We start from the raw sequence: 15472 nt of genomic DNA, 5'->3' as shown, positions 1-15472 counted from the left end.
CACCCACCCGCAGCCGAAAGACCACCCCACGGATCGGTCAGTCCAGGTAGCCGCGGAGTTGGTCCGCGAAGGCGTGGTCCCTCAGTTTGTTGAGGGTTTTGGACTCGATCTGGCGGATGCGTTCGCGGGTGACGCCGAAGATGCGGCCTATTTCCTCGAGCGTGCGGGGGCGGCCGTCGGCGAGCCCGTACCTGAGCTGGACGACCTTGCGTTCCCGCTCGCCGAGCGTGGAGAGCACCGCTTCCAGGTGTTCCCGCAGGAGCAGGAACGCGGCGGACTCCACCGGCGACGTCGCGTCGCCGTCCTCGATCAGGTCGCCGAGCGCCACGTCGTCCTCCTCCCCCACCGGCGCGTGCAACGACACCGGCTCCTGGGCAAGACGCAGCACCTCACTCACCCGCTCACCGGGAAGGTCGAGGTGGGCGGCGACCTCGTCCGGCGTCGGTTCGTAGCCGCGCTCCTGCAGCATCCGCCGCTGTACCCGCACGACCCGGTTGATCAACTCGACCACGTGGACGGGGACCCGGATGGTACGGGCCTGATCGGCCAGCGCCCGCGACATGGCCTGCCGGATCCACCAGGTCGCGTACGTCGAGAACTTGTACCCACGGGCGTAGTCGAACTTCTCCACCGCCCTGATCAGGCCGAGGTTCCCCTCCTGGACCAGGTCGAGCATGGTGAGCCCGCGGCCCACATAGCGTTTCGCGACCGAGACGACGAGGCGCAGGTTCGCCTCGATGAGGCGGCGCTTGGCCATGCGGCCCATGACGACGAGTTTGTCGAGGTCGAGGGCGAGCTGACTGTCCAGGTCGGGGGTGAGGCGGAGCTTCTCCTCGGCGAAGAGTCCGGCCTCTACGCGGCGGGCGAGTTCGACCTCCTCCGCCGCGGTGAGCAGCGGAATGCGGCCGATCTCGCGCAGGTACTGGCGGAACAGGTCCGAGGAGGGGCCTCCGGTGTCCGTAGCGCGTCCCCGGGGCAGTTCGACGGGCTCCGGGACCTCGGTCTCGGTTTCGACCTCCACGGGCTCGGCCTCGGCCTCGGCCTCGACGGCGTCCGCCGCCGGCCCGTCCGGCTCCGTCTCGGGGTGGTGCGCGGCACCCCGCTGCGGGGGCACCGCCGTGACGACGTCGGGCTCGGCGTCCGTATCCGCGTCCGTGAGGTTGTCGGTCTGTGTGAGGGTCTGGGTCTGCACGGGGGCGACCTCCAGGAATGTCGCTGCTGAGGCGTGCGGCAGCGGTACGTCGGGGATGGGGTCGACGGCCTCGCCGCTGTCCATCCCGTAGTCGTTTGGCGGAACCGCGGGAATCGGAAACCCGTCGCGTGCGGGTCGGCCGCGCTCCGAGGACTCAGGCACCGGAACCCAGTGTGGAGTACGACACATCGCCGCCACGAGGGGCGTGCGGTGACTTTTTGCGTCCGGTCCGTGACCCGGTGGTTACCGTGCCCTCCGAGTGCGCAGCTCAGCGCGCGCGAAACCGATTGAACGGCGTACGGGATTGGCATGTGCGCCGGGCCCATCCGGGCAGCCCCGGCCTCGGACCGGGCAGGGCGGCCTCAGAGCGCCTCCGCGCCCCGCTCGCGCAGCGCCTGTCCGTACTGCTGGAGCACCCACAACTCGTTCTGCACGGCCGCCAGCTGGGCCGGGTCGCCGTGGGCGCTCGCGCGGGACAGGGCGCCCTGGACGTCCACGATGCGGCGCTCGACGGCGCGGCGGCGGACCATGACGAGCTGGTCGCCCGCGTAGGTCTCGTCGACGGTCTTGCGCATGATCGCCTCGACGGCCAGCTCGGTGACCATGGCACGGACCACGTCGTCCGGGGCGACCTCGCGGACCCGGACCAGATACTCCTGGGGGTCCTGCGTGCCGAACTCGGCGCCGCCCGACTCCATGATCGCCAGGCGTACGGCGGCGTAGGGCGCGGCGGTGAACTCGTCGAGCCCGTAGGCGTCGAAGGCCGGGGAGACCAGCTCGGGCCGCTGGAGGGCGAGCTTGAGCAGCTCGCGCTCGGTGGCGTAGACGGGGTTGCGGAGGTTGAGCGCCGGACCGCCCGCGGGCGTCCGGACGGCGGCGTACGTCTGCTGGGGGCGCTGGCCGCCCGCGGGGGCCGGGCCCTTCCCGCCGCGGTCGCGGGCCCAACGGGCCAGCTGGGCCACCCGCTTGACCACGAACTGGGTGTCGAGGATGCCGAGCATGCCGGCGAGCTGCACGGCGACCTCGTGCTGGGCGCCGCTGTTCTTGATGCGGGCGACGATGGGCGCCGCCTCGTCCAGGGCCGCCGCGCGCCCGGCCGGGGTCTCCAGGTCGTAGCGCAGGATGATCTGGCGCAGGGCGAACTCGAAGAGGGGCGTCCGGGGTTCGACGAGGTCGGCGACCGCCTCGTCGCCCTTGGCGAGGCGCAGGTCGCAGGGGTCCATGCCGTCCGGCGCGATGGCGATGTACGTCTCGGCGGCGAACTTCTGGTCGTCCTCGAAGGCGCGCAGGGCGGCCTTCTGGCCCGCCGCGTCGCCGTCGAAGGTGAAGATCACGCGGGCCGAGCCGTTGTCCATCAGGAGGCGTCTGAGGATCTTGATGTGGTCGCTGCCGAACGCCGTGCCGCAGGTCGCGATCGCGGTGGTGATGCCGGCCAGGTGGCAGGCCATGACGTCGGTGTAGCCCTCGACGACGACCGCGCGGCTGGCCTTGGCGATGTCCTTCTTGGCGAGGTCGATGCCGTAGAGGACCTGGGACTTCCGGTAGATCGCGGTGTCGGGCGTGTTCAGGTACTTCGGGCCGTTGTCCGCCTCGTACAGCTTGCGCGCGCCGAAGCCGACGACCTCGCCCCCGATGTCGCGGATCGGCCACATCAGGCGCCCGCGGAAGCGGTCGATGGGGCCCCGGCGGCCCTCCTGGGAGAGGCCGGAGAGGAGCAGCTCCTTGTCGGTGAAGCCCTTGCCGCGCAGGTGGCGGGTGAGGTGGTCCCAGCCCTGGGGGCTGTAGCCGACGCCGAAGTGCGCGGCGGCGGCCTGGTCGAAACCGCGCTCGGCGAGGAACTTGCGGCCCGCGTCGGCCTCGGGGCTGATGTCGAGCTGCTCCACGTAGTACTGCGCGGCGATCTTGTGCGCCTCGACCAGGCGGATCCGCTCGCCGCGCTGGTGGGAGGGGTTGTACCCGCCCTCCTCGTAGCGCAGGGTGATGCCGGCCTGCCCGGCGAGGCGCTCGACGGCCTCGGAGAAGGTGAGGTGGTCGACCTTCATCACGAACGTGATGGTGTCGCCGCCCTCCTGGCAGCCGAAGCAGTGGAAGAGACCCTTGCTCGGGCTGACCTGGAAGGACGGAGACTTCTCGTCGTGGAAGGGGCACAGGCCCTTGAGGTTTCCGCCGCCCGCGTTGCGCAGCTGGAGGTACTCGGACACGACGGCGTCGATCGGGACCGCGTCCCGAACCGCCTTCACGTCCTCGTCGTTGATCCTTCCAGCCACGAGGTGATTCTACGGGGCCGGACTGACACTCCTGGGGCGAGGCGAACGCCCCGGTGTCAGGGGACCAGGCTGTCCAGCGGGACGTGCGGGTCGGCGAGTGCCTCGGTGTCCACCTGGGCCCGGGACCGGATCAGCCGCTGGATGGGTTCCGTGACGTCCCACACATTCACGTTCATCCCGGCCAGCACCCGCCCGTCCTTCATCCAGAAGGCGATGAACTGGCGCTTGCCGGCGTCGCCCCGGATCACCACTTCGTCGTACGTCCCCGAGGGCGCCCAGCCCGAGTACTCGAGCCCGACGTCGTACTGGTCGGAGAAGAAATAGGGCACACGGTCGTACGTCGTCTCGCGGCCCAGCATCGCGCGGGCCGCCGCCGGTCCGCCGTTGAGGGCGTTGGCCCAGTGTTCGACGCGCAGCCGGGTGTCGAAGAGAGCGTGCGGGAAGGAGGCGACGTCACCGGCGGCGTAGATGTCGGGGTCGGAGGTGCGCAGGCGGTCGTCGACCGCGATACCGCCGCCGTGCGCCCGGTCGGCGATCTCCAGGCCCGCGGCCTCGGCGAGGCCGATGCGCGGCGCCGCCCCGATGGCCGCAAGTACGTCGTGGGCCGGGTGCTCCTCACCGTCGTCGGTGCGTGCGGCGAGCACCATGCCGTCCTGGCCGACGATCTCGGTGAGCCGGACGCCGAAGCGGAAGCGGACGCCGTGCTCGCGGTGCAGCTCGGCGAAGAGCTGGCCCAGCTCGGGGCCGAAGACCGCGTGCAGCGGGGTCGGCCCGTGCTCGACGACGGTGACCTCGGCGCCGTACTCGCGGGCCGCCGCCGCGACCTCCAGGCCGATCCAGCCCGCGCCCGCGATCACGATGTGGCCGTTGTCACGGCCGAGCGCGGCCAGGACGCCCTTGAGGCGTTCGGCGTGGGCGAGGCGGCGCAGGTGGTGGACGCCCGCGAGATCCGTCCCGGGGATGTCGAGGCGGCGCGGCTCGGCGCCGGTCGCGAGGAGCAGCTTGTCGTAGTGGACGAGGGTGCCGTCGTCGCCGAAGCGGACGGTCTTCGCCGTGCGGTCGATGGCGTCGACGGTCTGGCCGAGGTGCAGCTCCACGTCGTTCTGCGCGTACCAGGCGGGTTCGTGCACGAAGACGCTGTCCCGCTCCTCCTTGCCGAGCAGATAGCCCTTGGAGAGCGGCGGGCGCTCATAGGGGTGGTCACGTTCGTCGCAGATCAGTATCACGCGGCCGGTGAAACCCTCCGCTCGGAGCGTCTCGGCCGCCTTGGCGCCGGCCAGGCCTCCTCCGACGATGACGAATGTCTGATCCGCGTCGACCACTTGATGCCTCCTCGTAACGTTGTCGCCAGGCGAGCGTCCCGCACGCAGCGTGATGCGGGAAGAGGGTGTGGCCCGATCAGGCCACGCAGGGTCACACTCCGCCGCCGCCTGTGGGGCGGGTGGTGAGCCTGAGGTGCAGTGAACGTGCCGAGGCGTCGGTGAGCGAGGCAATCTGGTCGACGATCACCCGCTTGCGCGCACGATCGTCCCCGGCCTCGTCGAACAGCGCCCGGAACTGCGGGTCAAGACCGTCCGGGGCGCGGGCGGTGAGCGCCTCGGCCAGCTCGGCGACGACGATCCGCTGATCGGCGCGCAGCCGCTCCTGCTCGGCACGCTGCATGACGTACCGGTCGGCGACGGCCTTGAGGACGGCGCACTCGTGGCGGGCGGCGCGCGGGACGACCAGCTCCGCCGCGTACCGAGTGAGCCGGCCGGAGCCGTACCGCGCGCGGGTGGCGCCCTCGGCGGCCAGGCAGAAGCGGCCGATGAGCTGACTGGTGGCGTCCTTCAACCGGGCCTGCGCGACGGCCGATCCGTCGTACCCGTGCGGCCACCACTCCTGTTCCAGGAGCCGGTCGAGGGCCTCGGAGAGCTCGGCCGGGTCGGTGTCGGCGGGCACGTACCGGCCGATGGCGACCTTGAAGATCTCCTCGCGTTCCGGCTCGGCGTGCAGGCAGTTGGGGTCGATGTGGCCGGCGTGCAGACCGTCCTCGACGTCGTGCACCGAGTACGCCACGTCGTCGGACCAGTCCATGACCTGGGCCTCGAAGCACGTACGAGTGCCGGGGGCGCCCTTGCGGACCCAGTCGAAGACCGGCCGGTCGTCCTCGTAGGCCCCGAACTTCGGCGAGGCGGGGTCGGTGGGGTGGGCGCCGCGCGGCCAGGGGTACTTGGTTGCGGCGTCGAGGGCGGCGCGGGTGAGGTTCAGTCCCACGCTGACGAGTTCGCCCGTCTCTTCCGAGTGGACGAAGCGCTTGGGTTCGATCCTGGTCAGCAGGCGCAGCGACTGCGCGTTGCCCTCGAAGCCGCCGCAGTCCTCCGCGAACTCGTTCAGCGCCTGTTCGCCGTTGTGTCCGAAGGGTGGGTGGCCGAGGTCGTGGGAGAGGCAGGCCGCCTCGACGAGGTCGGGGTCGCAGCCGAGGGCGGCGCCGAGCTCGCGGCCGACCTGGGCGCACTCCAGGGAGTGGGTGAGGCGGGTGCGGGCGCTGGCGTCCCAGGCCTGACTGCGGGTCCCCGGGGTGACGACCTGGGTCTTGCCCGCGAGGCGGCGCAGCGCGGAGGAGTGCAGCACGCGTGCGCGGTCGCGCTGGAAGGCGGTGCGGCCGGGACGTTTGTCGGGTTCTACGGCCCAGCGCTCGACTGACGTCGGGTCGTACTCGTCGGAGAGGGGTGCGGTGCCGTCCATGCTTCGACAGTAAGCGGCGACAGTGACAATCAGGGCGTTGCGGGGCGCCTGCGCGTCTGCCAAGTGCTGTTTTCGCTGCCGTCGCCCTGCGTTTCAGACTGCCGCCAGTTCCTGCTCCGTGGTGGCCGGGGTCGCCACGGCCTGGTCGTAGCGGTGCAGGACCAGGCGGGCCATCGCGGCGTGGGTGCCCAGCGGGGCGGCGGCGATCCAGGGGGCGGCCGCGGCGCACTCGGTGGCGAAGCGGCCGGGCGCGGTGAAGTAGGAGGCGACGGCGATGCGGTGGCGGCCACGCGCGGCCAGGGCCCGCACGGCGGCGGCGACGGTGGGCGCGGCGGCGGAGGCGTACGCGGGGACGACGGGCACGCCGAGGCGTTCGGCCAGCAGCTGGGCGGTACGGCGGGTGTCGATGATCGACTCCGGGTCGCGCGAGCCCGCGGCGGCGAGCACGACCCCGCTGGCGCGCCGGGCCGCGTCGCTCATCCCGGTCCGCCAGCCGGCCTCGACGAGCCGCGCGTACAGCGTCTCGACGAGCAGGGGGTGCGGGCCGAGCGGGGCGGCGACACGGGCCCGCAGTCCCGGTACGGCGGCCGCGGCCTCGGGGATGTCCCGCTTGACGTGGTAGCCGCGGCTGAGCAGCAGCGGCACGAGAACGGCCCCGTCGGTGCCGTCCTCGGCGTCGAGGGAGGCGAGCGTGTCGGCCAGCAGCGGTTCGTTGAGCTCGATGTGGCCGAGGTGCACGGACAGGTGCGGGCGCAGCTCGCGGACGCGCTCGATCAGGGTGCGTACGGTGCTCAGCGCGCGCGGGTCGCGGCTGCCGTGCGCGACGAGGACGAGCGGCGGCGGCGCGGGGCGGCGGGCCCCGTTCAGCGACACGAGGCTGAGCTGACTGCCGAGCTGGCTGGTGATCGCGTTCATGAGTTGCGCCGTACTGTCGAGGTGGGCGCCACCGAGCGGCTGCCCGCCGATGGAGGTCCCCCCACTCGGGCGAAACCGAGAGCGGGGGAGGGTCCTGGACTCGTCGTGAGAGGGGTTCGACGCCGTCATGGACCGATGGTGACGGTACGAGGTTGCCGCGCGGTTGCACGGGCGTGTCAGGTGTTTTCCGGGGGTTCACGGCCCGGTGCGGTGGCGGTGTGAGCACCTCCCACCTGCGCTTCCGCGGCGCCGAGTGAACCCGGTCACGGTACCCGGGCGAACCGAACGGGCTTACGCTGCGTCCCCATCTGTCGAATACCGACGCGATCGGACGCCACCGGGGGGACGAACAACCATGCCGCGCCTGCCGCACCCGAGGATCCTCAGACCGCGGCTGCCGCGCACCCGCGCCGGACAGCGGCGGGCCGTGCAGACGGTCATGCTGCTGTGCGTGCTGGCGCTGCTTCCGGTGACGTGGCTGTACGTGAGCACGGCCGACGGACTGCGGACGACGGCCGACGCGCCGCGCACCGAGGTCGCGGTGGTGTTCGGGGCTGGACTGTGGAACGGCGAGCCGTCCCCGTACCTCGCGCACCGGCTGGACGCGGCGGCGAAGCTGTACCGGGCCGGGCGGATCGAGGCCGTGCTCGTCACCGGGGACAACAGCCGCAAGGACTACGACGAACCGGACGCGATGCGGGCCTATCTGACGAAGCGTGGGGTGCCGGACCGGCGGATCGTCAGCGACTACGCCGGGTTCGACACCTGGGACTCCTGCGTGCGGGCCCGGAAGATCTTCGGCGTCCACGAGGCCGTGCTGATCAGCCAGAGCTTCCACATCCGGCGGGCCGTCGCGCTGTGCCGGGCGGCGGGCGTGCGGTCGTACGGCATCGGGGTCGACGCCACCCACGACGTCACCTGGTACTACGGGGGCTCGCGTGAGGTGTTCGCGGCGGGGAAGGCCCTGCTGGACGCCGTGTTCAAGCCCGATCCGCAGTTCCTGGGGCCGAAGGAGCCGGGGGTGGCGCGAGCCCTCGCGGCGGCACGGAAGTGAGGACGGTCATCGATCCCGCCGGTCTGACGCCCGCGGAACGCCGGGTCTGGGAGGCCTCTCCGCTCGGCGAGGGCGTCGACTTCCGCGAGGAACCCGCCTCCGCCGCCGACTCCGGCGGGAACCCCGCCGACGACCCCGCGGCCGGCGCCTCCTGGGGCCCCGAGCGGACCGTGCGCGCCGAGGTGCTGCGGGCGCTGCTGATCGACGGACCGGCGCACGACGGCGAGATAGCCGGCCTGAAGCTCACCGGCGCGCGCATCACCGGACAGCTGGACCTCGTGTACGGGACGGTCAAACAGGCCGTGCAGCTGCGGTTCTGCCACTTCGAGCAGCCTCTGAAGCTGTACGGGGCGCAGCTGCGCGCCCTGGTGCTGAGCGACTCGGTGCTCCCCGGGCTCAAGGCGGGCAACCTGCGGGTCGACGGGGTGCTGCGGCTCAGCTGCTGCCGGGTCACCGGGCCGATACGGCTCCAGGGCGCGAGGATCTCCGGCGCCGTGTTCGTCAACGGGGCGCGGCTGGGCCGCCCGGCGGCACCGGACACCCCGGACGCCCCGGACCCGGAAGGGGCCGAGGAACCGGTTCTCCAGCTCAACCACGCGGCCATCGGCACCGACCTGTGGGCCGTCGGCCTCTTCGCGCACGGCCAGGTACGGCTGAACGGGGCCACGGTCGGCGGTCAGGTCAACCTCGACGACGCCGATCTGCACGTACCGGCGGGCGAGACCGCCCTGCACGCCGAGACCCTGTCGGTCGGCACTGACCTGCGGGCCATGCGGCTGCGCGCGCGGGGCCGGGTCAACCTGAGCGGGTCGAGGATTCCCCGCCAGCTGAATCTGGCCTACGCCCGGCTGTCCAACCCCGGCGGTCCGGCCCTGCGCGCCAGCAGCTGTGTCATCGGCGAGCTGTGGCTGCGCGAGGCCGCGCCGATCGTGGGCACCGTGAACCTGCGCCGCTCCCAGCTGGACCTTCTGCACGTGCCTCCGGGGGTGTGGCCCGACCGCGTCCGGATCGACGGACTCGGCTACCGCACCCTCGCCCCGCATCTGCCCGCCGAGCAGCGGCTGCCGCTGCTGGAACGCGAGGAGGGCGGCTATCTTCCCTACGCCTACGAGCAGTTGGCCGCCGCGTACCGCACGGCGGGCGACGACGCCGCCGCGCGCACCGTCCAACTGGCCAAACTCCGCCGGCACCGCCGCACCCTCCCCCGCTACGCCAGGTTCTGGGGCCGGCTGCAGGACGTGGCCGTCGGCTACGGCTACCGGCCGATGCGCGCGGCGGGCTGGCTGCTGTTGCTGCTGTGCACCGGTGCCACCGCCTTCACGCTGCACCATCCGCCCGCCCTGAAGCCCGCCGAGGCGCCCGGCTTCAACCCGGTCTTCTACACCCTCGACCTTCTGCTGCCCCTCGTCGACTTCGGTCAGGAGACGGCCTTCGCGCCGCGCGGCTGGTACCAGTGGCTCTCGTATCTGCTGATCGCCGTCGGCTGGATCCTGGCCACGACGATCGCGGCGGGCGTCACCCGCTCCCTGAACCGCCAGTAGTCTCCGGCCCGGCCTCCATGCGGTGAACGGCTCCCGTGAATAGGCCGTTGACGGGTGCCCCCGGCACTAGCATGAGCCCCTGCCAATACCGCGCCGGGGCTTGGGACCGGTGCGGGATCGACTCGGCGGCGGGGGATCGCGTGACGCAGGAGTTCAGCTACCGCTGGGGCCATTCCGCACTCACCGCCGATTTCGATCTGGACGGCCGCACACCCCGCCTGGTCCGGCTGACCGTGCCCGGTGAACCGGAGCCCAAGAACGCCGCTGGGGCCGCGCTGCCGCTCGTCGACGTGACCCTCCTCGGACAGGGCACCGGCTGGTCCGGGCCGCGCTTCACCGGTACGGCGCTCGGGCAGCGCCTGACCCACCGCGCCCACCACGCGGCGTACGGCGACGGCTGGCACCACCTCACCGTCCAACTCCAGGACAGGCGGGGCGGTCTGACCGTCTTCGTCGAGTACTCCTCGCCGGACGCGGTACCGGTGCTGCGCGCCCGCGTGCGGATCCGCAACGACGGCGACACACCCGTCACGCTGCGCTCGGTGAGCAGTCTGCTGCTGGGCGCGCTGCCCTCACCCGACGTGCTCGACGTGCACCGGGCACGCAACGACTGGCTCGCCGAATGCCGTTGGTACACCGAGGAGTTGCGGGAGTCCGTGCCCGACGTCGGCCGGGCGTTCCACGGGCACGACGGGCGGGCCGGGGTGCGGCTCGCCGGGCGCGGGAGTTGGCCCACCGACGGGCATCTGGCGATGGGCGCCCTCACCGACCGCACCGACGGGCGCTGCTGGCTCTGGCAGATCGAGTCCGCCGCGAGCTGGCTGTGGGAGGCGGGCGAGGCGGACCACCACACGTACCTCTCCCTGAGCGGTCCCACCGCGGACGACCACCAATGGCGTCAGGTCCTGTCCCCCGGCGGGGAGTTCGTCTCCGAGTACGCGGCCCTCGCGCTCGGCGACGGCTTCGACGGGGCGCTCACCGCGCTGACCGACTACCGCCGTCGGATCCGCCGCCCGCACCCCGACCACGACCGGCTCCCCGTCGTCTTCAACGACTACATGAACACCCTCATGGGCGACCCGACCACCGAGAAACTGCTGCCGCTGATCGACGCGGCGGCCGAGGCGGGCGCGGAGTACTTCTGCGTCGACGCCGGGTGGTACGACGACGAGGGCGGGGATGCGGATGGGGACACGGGCGGGGACGAGGACGGGGATGGAGACACGGGCGGGGGCGGGGACGGCGGCGGAGGCTGGTGGGACAGTGTCGGCGCCTGGCTGCCGTCGGCGCGGCGCTTCCCCGGCCCTGGCGGCCTCCACGCCGTGCTCGGCCGGATCCGGGAGCGCGGCATGGTGCCGGGGCTGTGGCTGGAACCGGAGGTGGTCGGCGTCCGCAGTCCGCTCGCCACCGAGCTGCCGGACGAGGCCTTCCTGCGCCACGAAGGCGGTGTGCGTGTCACCGAACAGGGCCGCCACCAGCTGGACCTGACGCATCCGGCCGCCCGCGCGCACCTCGACCGGACGGTCGACCGGCTCGTCGGCGAGTGGGACGTGGGCTATCTCAAGCTCGACTACAACATCACCACCTCCGCGCCCGGTCTCCTCGACCACACGCGCGCCTGGCTGTCCTGGCTGTCGGCCGTCCTGGACCGCCACCCCGGTCTGGTCGTCGAGAACTGCGGTTCGGGCGGGCTGCGCATGGACGGCGCGTCGCTGGCCGTGGCCCAGCTCCAGTCCACCTCCGACCAGCAGGACCCTCTGCGCTACCCGCCCATCGCGGCCAGCGCGCCGACCGCGGTGCCGCCCGAGCAGGGGGCCGTGTGGGCGTACCCGCAACCGGGGTTCACGGACGAGGAGATCGCCTTCACCCTCGGCTCGGCGCTGCTGGGGCGGGTTCATCTCTCCGGGCATCTGGACCGCATGACACCTCACCAACTCGGCCTCGTTCAGGAGGCGTTGGTGACGTACAAGGCCGTCCGGGGCGATCTGGGCCGGTCGGTGCCGTTCTGGCCGCTGGGGCTGCCCGGGTGGCGGGACGCGTGGGTGGCGCTGGGGATGCGGGTGCCGTTCCTCGACACCACGTATGTGCTGGTGTGGCGCAGGGCGGGCGATGATCCCGAAGTCGCCCTGCCCGTGGCGCACTTGGCGGGGCGAGAGGTGCGGGTCGACGTACTGCACGGGTCGGCGGGACCGCTGGTGTGGGACGGGTCGGCGCTGCGGGTGACGTTGCCGGAGGCTCCGTCGGTGCTGCTGACGCGGCTCACCGTATAGCGGTCACCTGGGCGAGGGCGCTCCTCCTGCCTCCGGGGACGCGTGCGGGGCGGACGAGGAGTCGGGGTTCACCGGGGACGAGGGCTTCGGGGGTTTCGAGGTGTTCGAGGGACTCGACGAGCACGAGTTGATCCCGAGCCCCAGAGCGGCCCCCGCACCCGCGCCGCCCAGTGCGAGGAGACGGCGCCGGGTGATGTCGCTGTCGGTCATGGCGGGACCCTAGGGGCGGGCCGGGGCGCGGCCGTGGGGGCGCGCGGAGTCACGCGGACCCGCCACCCGCACGAGTGGGCTCCTCGATGACAGGTGCGCCCGCGCCCTCAACGACGGACGTGCCAGTCCCCGCCCTCGACGAGCGTGCCGCCGGCCCGCAGCCGCGCGGCGACGGCGGGGGCGGCCACGTACACCCAGGCCCGTACGGCCGTGCCGTCCGCGCGGGTCACCTCCCGCGCCACCCGCTCGTACAGGTTGCGGGGGTCGCCCGGCACGTACTCCTCCAGCCGGTCCAGCGCGCCGAGCAACTGCCCGTACGCCTCCGGGAGCGCGGTGACCAACTCCCCGCGCACGACACCTCCGGGCTCCTCGACGGCGTACGGATATCCGGGCCCTTCGTACAGCACGGCTCCCCGCATCCGGCCGGGCTCCTCCGACTCCGTACGGCCGCGGAGGAACAGGTCGTGGTTGTGCCCGCCGGGGCGCAGGGTGCCGTAGACGAAGAAGGGGACGGTCACTCGGCGGTCCCCTCCTCCACGCTCTCCTCCTCCACGGCCTCCTCCTCGACCCAGCGCAGATAGTCCGCGCTCCCCCGGACGACGGGCGTCGCGATGATCTCGGGGGTGTCGTAGTCGTGCGCCGCGAGGAGATACGCCTCCAGCGCGTCGTACCGCGCACCCGTCGTCTTGAACAACACCTGCCACTCGCTCGCCGTCTCCACCGCCCCCTTCCACCGATAGACGGACGTCACCGGCCCGGTGATCTGGGCACAGGCCGCGACCCGCGCCTCGACCGCGCCGCGTGCGAGCGTCTCCGCCTTCCCGGGGTCGTCGGTCGTGGTCAGCACGGTCAGCCAGGCCCTCGTCCCAGCGGCCGTTCCGGTGCCCGCCCCGGCGGCCATCTCCATGATCGTCTCCTTTCGTGAGGGTGCAGAAACGATTCTCGCCGCACCTCGCGCACATCACGCACGCGCTATGGACATGACATGTCATGGACCTTTAACTCTGAGTCGACATCAGCGCCCCCACGCGTCTGAGCGCCCCTCCCCGAGGAGACCGATGAGTCGGATCCGGATACGGCAGACCCGAGGTACCCCACCGCACACCCGAGGCTCCCGCCTGGCCGCGGCCGGTGTGGCCGCGGCAGCCACCGCCCTGCTGGCGGCCGCACTGACCCCCACCGCGGGGGCCGCCGACCGGCCCAGCCGCGCCACCGCGATCGACAACGCCGCCGCGGCCCTGGTGAAGGAGGCCGCCCGGCTGGGCCTGACCTCCGCCGAGGGCACCAGCGTCCGTGACGTGGTCGTCGACGCGAACGGCGGCCAGCATGTGCGCTACGACCGCACGTACCGGGGACTGCCGGTCCTGGGCGGCGACTTCGTGGTCCACCTCGCCCCCGACGGCTCCTACCGCGGCGCGAACCGGGCCACCTCCCGCGACCTCTCCGTCCCCACCACCACGCCCGCGCTCGCCGCCCCCGAGGCCTCCGACCTGGCCACCGCCGCGCTGCGCGCCGCGCACCTCGGCGAGACGCTGAAGAAGGTGACGGCCAAGCCCCAACTCGTCGTGGACGCCCTGCACGGCGCGTCCCGGCTCGCCTGGCGCACCAACGTGGTGGGTCAGGACTCGCTGGGCAACCCGGTCGCCCGCACGGTGCTGACCGACGCCCGCACCGGACGGCAGATCGACGCATGGGACAGCATCGAGACGGCGACGGGTGACGGCCAGTCCCTCTACAGCGGCACGGTCCCGCTGGAGACCACGCTCTCCGGATCGACGTACCAGCTCAAGGACCCGACGCGCGGGAACACGTACACGGGCGACGCGGCGAACAAGACGGACCTGTGCGTCTTCGGGATCTGCGTCAGCCGCGCTCCTGCGACCCTCTTCACGGACGCCGACAACCACTGGGGAACCGGGGCGGCTTCGGACCGTTCCTCGGCCGCGGTCGACGCCCAGTACGGCACGAACGAGACCTGGGACTACTACAAGAACGTCCACGGCCGCACCGGCATCGCGGGCGACGGCAAGGGCTCGTACAACCGCGTCCACTACGGCAGCAACTACAACAACGCCTTCTGGGACGACAGTTGCTTCTGCATGACGTACGGGGACGGTGACGGGACGACGCTCGGGCCGCTGGTCGCGCTCGACGTGGCCGGTCACGAGATGTCCCACGGTGTCACGTCGAAGACGGCGGCGCTGACGTACTCGGGCGAGTCCGGCGGCCTGAACGAGGCGACCTCCGACATCTTCGGCACGCTGGTGGAGTTCTACGCGCACAACTCCACCGACCCCGGGGACTATCTGATCGGCGAGAAGATCGTCCGCTCCGGTTTCGGCAAGGCGGCCCTGCGGTTCATGGACCAGCCCTCCAAGGACGGCAACTCGGCGAACTGCTGGAGCTCCTCGGTCGGCAATCTCGACGTCCACTACTCGTCCGGCGTCGCGAACCACTTCGCGTACCTGCTCGCCGAGGGCAGCGGCGCGAAGACCATCAACGGAGTCAGCTACAACTCCCCCACCTGCAACAACTCTACGGTCACCGGCATCGGCCGGGACAAGCTCGGCGCGATCTGGTACCGCGCGCTGACGGTCTACATGACGTCCTCGACGAACTACGCGGGCGCACGGACGGCCACGCTGAACGCGGCGAAGGACCTGTACGGGGCCGGAAGCACGGAGTACAACGCGGTGGCGGCGGCCTGGTCCGCGGTGTCCGTGAGCTGAACGTCAGGCGCCCGGCAGGGCCTCGACCGGCCGCCCCGGCACGTGCGACACGCGCTCGTGCCGGGGCGGCAGGCTCGTACGGCACGCGCTCGTGCCGGGGCGGCCGTAACGGTCGGCTCGCGGCCCCCCGGGCCATCAGGGGCGGCCGGAGCGGTCGGCTCGCGGCCCCCCGGGCCATCCGGGGCGGCGTGGCTGTGCGGTCCGGGACGCCGGGTGCGGTGCCCGCAGCGGCCGGTCGGCGACGACGGGACCGAAACGGCCCTCGCGGTTGCCTTCATGGCGCACAGACGGTCACCTCAACCATCCTTGAGGTCAAGGCGCCTCCCACCCGCCCCCGTCACCCGTTCGCACCCCCTCCCTGCGCTCTTCGGGCTCTTTGCCGCGACACACCAGCCGTACGCCGGTGACCTGCTGGAACGCCATCGTTCCGGCCCCTCGGTCACCCCCGTCCGGCACCCTTTCCCCACATTTGTGACGCTCTGTCAGGAAGCGGACCCGGCCGACTGCCACTTACCTCGGAAGGGCAGGGGCACGACCGACACAGCGGCACTTGGGGGTGCCGCCGGC

At 72.2% G+C, this 15472-nt stretch carries 12 protein-coding genes; 4 read left to right on the top strand and 8 right to left on the bottom strand.

What is annotated here, in order from left to right; genetic code table 11:
• Nucleotides 1-37: 37 nt before the first annotated feature.
• The 5 genes from KVT44_RS01075 to KVT44_RS01055 form a co-directional block, all read right to left on the bottom strand.
• Nucleotides 38-1354 (bottom strand): RNA polymerase sigma factor, encoded by a 1317-nt coding sequence (locus KVT44_RS01075; RefSeq protein WP_190168757.1) that lies wholly within the window; start codon nt 1352-1354, stop codon nt 38-40.
• A 200-nt stretch (nt 1355-1554) separates the two neighbouring features.
• Nucleotides 1555-3459 (bottom strand): DNA primase, encoded by a 1905-nt coding sequence (dnaG, locus tag KVT44_RS01070; protein ID WP_217565728.1) that lies wholly within the window; start codon nt 3457-3459, stop codon nt 1555-1557.
• Between the two features lie 56 nt (nt 3460-3515).
• A complete protein-coding gene (locus tag KVT44_RS01065; RefSeq protein ID WP_190168759.1) occupies nt 3516-4781 on the bottom strand; it encodes an NAD(P)/FAD-dependent oxidoreductase in 1266 nt (421 codons plus the stop codon).
• A gap of 91 nt (nt 4782-4872) precedes the next feature.
• Nucleotides 4873-6186 (bottom strand): deoxyguanosinetriphosphate triphosphohydrolase, encoded by a 1314-nt coding sequence (locus KVT44_RS01060; RefSeq protein WP_190168760.1) that lies wholly within the window; start codon nt 6184-6186, stop codon nt 4873-4875.
• Between the two features lie 93 nt (nt 6187-6279).
• Nucleotides 6280-7101: a sirohydrochlorin chelatase gene (locus KVT44_RS01055; protein ID WP_254648792.1), complete on the bottom strand. Its 822-nt coding sequence runs from the start codon at nt 7099-7101 to the stop codon at nt 6280-6282.
• 355 nt (nt 7102-7456) lie between these two features.
• Between KVT44_RS01055 and KVT44_RS01050 the strand changes: the two genes are divergently transcribed.
• From KVT44_RS01050 to KVT44_RS01040, 3 genes are all read left to right on the top strand, one after another.
• Entirely contained in the window at nt 7457-8155 is a 699-nt protein-coding gene (locus KVT44_RS01050; RefSeq protein ID WP_099922780.1) for a vancomycin high temperature exclusion protein, read from the top strand.
• Nucleotides 8156-8163: 8 nt separating this feature from the next.
• The gene (locus tag KVT44_RS01045) at nt 8164-9696 is read left to right on the top strand and encodes a membrane-associated oxidoreductase (RefSeq protein WP_217565948.1); all 1533 of its coding nucleotides are present in this window, start codon (nt 8164-8166) and stop codon (nt 9694-9696) included.
• A gap of 140 nt (nt 9697-9836) precedes the next feature.
• On the top strand, nt 9837-11966 hold the full coding sequence (locus tag KVT44_RS01040) for an alpha-galactosidase (RefSeq protein WP_308313884.1): 2130 nt from the start codon (nt 9837-9839) through the stop codon (nt 11964-11966).
• 3 nt (nt 11967-11969) lie between these two features.
• Here KVT44_RS01040 and KVT44_RS01035 read toward each other — a convergent pair whose 3' ends face one another.
• From KVT44_RS01035 to cutA, 3 genes are all read right to left on the bottom strand, one after another.
• On the bottom strand, nt 11970-12176 hold the full coding sequence (locus tag KVT44_RS01035; RefSeq protein ID WP_143687835.1) for a hypothetical protein: 207 nt from the start codon (nt 12174-12176) through the stop codon (nt 11970-11972).
• Nucleotides 12177-12283: 107 nt separating this feature from the next.
• On the bottom strand, nt 12284-12694 hold the full coding sequence (locus KVT44_RS01030) for a gamma-glutamylcyclotransferase family protein (protein ID WP_067369716.1): 411 nt from the start codon (nt 12692-12694) through the stop codon (nt 12284-12286).
• On the bottom strand, nt 12691-13083 hold the full coding sequence (gene cutA / locus KVT44_RS01025) for a divalent-cation tolerance protein CutA (RefSeq protein ID WP_229888778.1): 393 nt from the start codon (nt 13081-13083) through the stop codon (nt 12691-12693). The genes KVT44_RS01030 and cutA overlap by 4 nt, the downstream gene beginning before the upstream one ends.
• Nucleotides 13084-13234: 151 nt before the next feature.
• Between cutA and KVT44_RS01020 the strand changes: the two genes are divergently transcribed.
• Nucleotides 13235-14905 (top strand): M4 family metallopeptidase, encoded by a 1671-nt coding sequence (locus KVT44_RS01020; protein WP_217565725.1) that lies wholly within the window; start codon nt 13235-13237, stop codon nt 14903-14905.
• Nucleotides 14906-15472: the final 567 nt, after the last annotated feature.

It is taken from the genome of Streptomyces sp. GbtcB7, from assembly GCF_019091445.1.
Lineage (GTDB): Bacteria > Actinomycetota > Actinomycetes > Streptomycetales > Streptomycetaceae > Streptomyces > Streptomyces mirabilis.
The sequence above is the reverse complement of the archived record's forward strand: the minus strand, read 5'-3'. Positions and strand labels throughout refer to the sequence as shown.

Bases quoted from the DNA above. Each gene is read 5' to 3' on its own strand.
- cutA (WP_229888778.1), bottom strand. From the start codon at position 13,083: ATGGAGATGGCCGCCGGGGCGGGCACCGGAACGGCCGCTGGGACGAGG.
- KVT44_RS01055 (WP_254648792.1), bottom strand. From the start codon at position 7,101: ATGAACGCGATCACCAGCCAGCTCGGCAGTCAGCTCAGCCTCGTGTCG.
- KVT44_RS01035 (WP_143687835.1), bottom strand. From the start codon at position 12,176: ATGACCGACAGCGACATCACCCGGCGCCGTCTCCTCGCACTGGGCGGC.
- KVT44_RS01020 (WP_217565725.1), top strand. From the start codon at position 13,235: ATGAGTCGGATCCGGATACGGCAGACCCGAGGTACCCCACCGCACACC.
- KVT44_RS01060 (WP_190168760.1), bottom strand. From the start codon at position 6,186: ATGGACGGCACCGCACCCCTCTCCGACGAGTACGACCCGACGTCAGTC.
- KVT44_RS01050 (WP_099922780.1), top strand. From the start codon at position 7,457: ATGCCGCGCCTGCCGCACCCGAGGATCCTCAGACCGCGGCTGCCGCGC.